We start from the raw sequence: 3,816 nt of genomic DNA, 5'->3' as shown, positions 1-3,816 counted from the left end.
CCACCGGATGGCTGACGGCGGTGAAGCGCTCTCGCAAGCCGAGCGGAGCGGTGATCGCAGGTGGTCGGGCGTGCCGCGCGCCGGCCGGAGCACGAGCTCCGGACCGGGCGTCATACCGCTGGGCCGATCCGAGCGCACCGACCTCGCCGTCCCCCGGTTCGTCGATGTCGTCGGCGCCGTCGGCGTCGTCCCACCAGTCGGCATCGGGGGGCTCGGGATCGCCCGGCGCGCGTGACCGACCCGCGTCGAGCAACACCCGCAACCGCTCGGCCGGGTCGTCCCGCTGGCGAAAAGTCATGTCCGCCAACGTACGAACCCGATCAACGCCTCGCCAGTCCCCCCGAAAAAGCCTGTGGATTATGCGAAGTCAGCCACCGCGCTGTGGACAAGTTCCTCCCGGTCGCGACGAATCAGGTGCCTCCTCGACAGCGATCGAGCCGACACGACCGACAACCATGCGACATGGACAATGCGCATCTCCGCGCCGTCAGCACCGGTGATCAGTTCGGGACGACGTTGACCAGCTTCGGCGCGCGCACGATCACCGTGCGCGTCCCGTCGGGGGTCGCCTCGACCACCTTCGGCAGCGCCAGGACCCGCTCGCGCAGCTCGTCCTCACCGATGCTCGGTGCCACCTCGATGCGATCGCGGACCTTGCCCCTGATCTGCACGACGCAGGTGACGGTGTCCTCGACCAGCCATTGCTCGTCGGCGACCGGGAACGGCTCATATGTCAGCGTCTCGGAGTGCCCCAGCCGCTTCCACAGTTCCTCGGCGATGTGCGGCGCCAGCGGGGCGGTCATCAGAACCAGCGGCTCCACGATGCCACGCGGCACCTCGTCCAGCTTCGTCAGCGCATTGTTGAGCTCGGTCAACCGGGCGATGGCGGTGTTGAAGCCCAGGCCCTCGTAGTCCGCGCGGACCGCCGCGATGGTGCGGTGCAGCACCCGCAATGTCTCGGGATCAGGAGCCGAGTCGACGACCCGCAGCGTGCCGGCCTCTTCGTCGATCACGTTGCGCCACAACCGTTGCAGGAAGCGCTGGCTGCCGACGACGGCCCGGGTGTCCCACGGCTTGGACTGCGCCAGCGGACCCAGACCCATCTCGTACAGGCGCAGCGTGTCGGCGCCATACGCCCCGTACATGTCGTCCGGCGAGACCATGTTCTTCAGCGACTTGCCGATCTTGCCGAACTCCTGCGTGACCGGCTCACCGCCCCACGAGAAGCTGCCGTCGTGCGCCTCGACGACCTCCTTGGCCTCGACATACTGCCCCCGCGCATCCTTGTAGGCCGGCGCCTGGATGTAGCCCTGGGAGAAGTAGGTGCGGAACGGCTCGCTGGAACTGACGTGCCCCAGGTCGTAGAGGACCTTGTGCCAGAAGCGCGCATACAGCAGGTGCAGCACGGCGTGCTCGACGCCGCCGACATACAGATCCACGCCACCGGGATCCTCGGTACCGGCGACCACGGGGTTCTCCCGCGGCCCGATCCAATAACGCTCGTTGGTCGCGTCGACGAACGCCTCGGAGTTCAGCGGATCCAGATAACGCAAGTAATACCAACAGGATCCGGCCCACTGCGGCATGACGTTGGTGTCGCGGCGGTAGTCCCGCTCCCCCGCACCGTCGCCCAGGTCGAGACGCACGTTGACCCAGTCGGCGTTGCGCGCCAGCGGCGCCTCCGGCGACGACTCGGCGTCCTCCGGGTCGTAGGTGCGCGGCGAGTAGTCGGGGATGTCCGGCAGTTCGACGGGCAGCATCGCCTCGGGCACGGCGTGCGCGATTCCGTTCTCGTCGAACAGGATCGGGAAGGGTTCGCCCCAATAGCGTTGCCGCGCAAAGAGCCAGTCGCGCAACTTGTAGGTGACTGTGCCGCGGCCGGCCCCCTTGCTCTCCAGGTATGCCGTGATCCGCGCCTTCGCGTCGGCGACGCCCAGCCCGTCGAGCGAGACCTCGTCGTTGGCGGAGTTGATCGCGGGCCCGTCGCCGGTGAAAGCGGTGTCCATGTCGTGATCGGGCGCCGGCTGCACGGTGCGGACGATCGGCAGGTCGAAGGCGACCGCGAAGTCCCAGTCGCGCTGGTCCTGCGCCGGCACGGCCATGATCGCGCCGGTGCCGTAGCCCATCAGGACGTAGTCGGCGACGAACACCGGGATCCGTTGCCCGTTGACGGGATTCAGCGCGAAGGCACCGGTGAAGACGCCGGTCTTGTCCTTGTTCTCCTGCCGCTCGATGTCGCTCTTGCTCGCCGCCGCCCGACGGTATGCCGCGACCGCCGTCGCCGGCGAAGCCGCTCCGCCCGTCCACGCCGGCTTGGTCTCGGTCGGCCAGTCGCCTTGCGGGACAAGGGAGTCGACGATGGGGTGCTCGGGCGAGACGACCATGAACGTTGCCCCGAAGAGCGTGTCCGGGCGGGTGGTGAAGACCTCGATGCCGGCGTCCGAACCGGCGACGGGGAAGGTGACGCTGGCGCCCTCGGACCGGCCGATCCAGTTGCGCTGCATGACCTTGACCTTCTCCGGCCAGTCCACGCGATCGAGATCCTCGGCCAGCCGGTCGGCATACTCGGTGATCCGCATGACCCACTGACGCAGGTTGCGCTTGAACACCGGGAAGTTGCCCCGGTCGGAGCGCCCGTCGGCCGTGACCTCCTCGTTGGCCAGCACCGTGCCCAGGCCGGGACACCAGTTCACCTGTGCCTCAACGGAATTCACCAGACGATGGGCGCCCAGGATCTCGGCGCGCTCGACCTCGCTCAGCTCGTCCCACGCGCGACCGCCGGGAGTCGCCCGCTCGCCGGAGGCGAACTGCGCGACCAAGTCGGCGATGGGCCGCGCCCGGCCGGTGCCACCATCGGGACGGGCGGCGTCCGCGTCATACCAGGCGTTGAAGATCTGGACGAAGATCCACTGCGTCCACGTGTAGTAGCCCGGGTCGATCGTCTCGATGGCGCGGCGGTCGTCCAGGCTCAAGCCCAGGCGGCGCAGCTGCCGCTTCATGATCGCGATGTTCTCGCCGGTCGTCTTGCGGGGGTGCTGACCGGTCTGGACGGCGTACTGCTCGGCCGGCAGGCCGAAGGCGTCGTAGCCGATGCAGTGACACACGTTCTTGCCCAGCATCCGCTGGTAGCGACTGAAGACGTCCGTGGCGATATAGCCCAGCGGGTGACCGATGTGCAGCCCCGCACCGCTTGGGTAGGGGAACATGTCCAGCACGAGCAGGTGCCCGCCGGGGAAGCGCGCGACCGCATCCGGGTCCGCGAGCGAGCCGGCGGGGTTGGGCGCGTGGAAGGTCCCCTCCTCCTCCCAACGGTCCTGCCAGGCCACTTCGATCTGCTGGGCCAGGTCGGCGGTATAGCGGTGCGGAGTCTCGCTCATCGGTCTCTCTCGTCGATCCGGTGCTGCTCGGGCATAGAAATACCCCCTCGGTGGGCGAAGGGGTTTGGCCGCGTTGACGTCCTATCCGGTCACGTCACCGCGGCTGACTAAGCAGCTGCCGGCCTGTCATAGCCCCCAGGTTACCTCAGGCCGGCAGAGCGGCCGGCCCCGATTCCGGGGGGGTCCTCACGCCCAGGAGGGCGGAGGTGGCGGGGGCGTGTCGCCGCCACCGCCTCCGAGATCGGTGACCTCTTCCTCGACGTCGACGAGTTCGCCCTCGGGGGCAGCGAGCACGTCGGCGTCCGGGGTGGCATCCATGGTGGCGTCCTCCCAGACCCGCTCCGGCGCTGCCTCGGGAGTCGGCGCGGCGGGGGAGGACTCCTGAGCACCGGCCTCGGCGGCGGCGGCTTCGGCGGGGACAGCCGGCGCAGGGGCGGCC

Annotated in this window: 2 protein-coding genes and 1 pseudogene; all 3 read right to left on the bottom strand. The window is 69.0% G+C overall.

The features are described 5' to 3' along the window. A partial coding sequence (locus BN11_RS23925) for a hypothetical protein (protein ID WP_048698800.1) occupies positions 1-298 on the bottom strand: 298 nt, incomplete at its 3' end. A 202-nt stretch (positions 299-500) separates the two neighbouring features. After that, positions 501-3,377 (bottom strand): leucine--tRNA ligase, encoded by a 2,877-nt coding sequence (leuS, locus tag BN11_RS14520; RefSeq protein ID WP_048698797.1) that lies wholly within the window; start codon positions 3,375-3,377, stop codon positions 501-503. Positions 3,378-3,563: 186 nt separating this feature from the next. Beyond that, positions 3,564-3,816: pseudogene (locus BN11_RS23920) on the bottom strand (hypothetical protein); the annotation flags it as partial.

Origin of the sequence: Nostocoides australiense Ben110, assembly GCF_001050535.1 — a bacterium.
Taxonomy (GTDB): Bacteria; Actinomycetota; Actinomycetes; order Actinomycetales; family Dermatophilaceae; genus Nostocoides_A; species Nostocoides_A australiense.
This window is presented reverse-complemented; position numbering and strand designations above follow the sequence as displayed.

Excerpts from the sequence above, each read along its gene's own strand:
- leuS (WP_048698797.1), bottom strand. The coding sequence starts at position 3,377 with ATGAGCGAGACTCCGCACCGCTATACCGCCGACCTGGCCCAGCAGATC.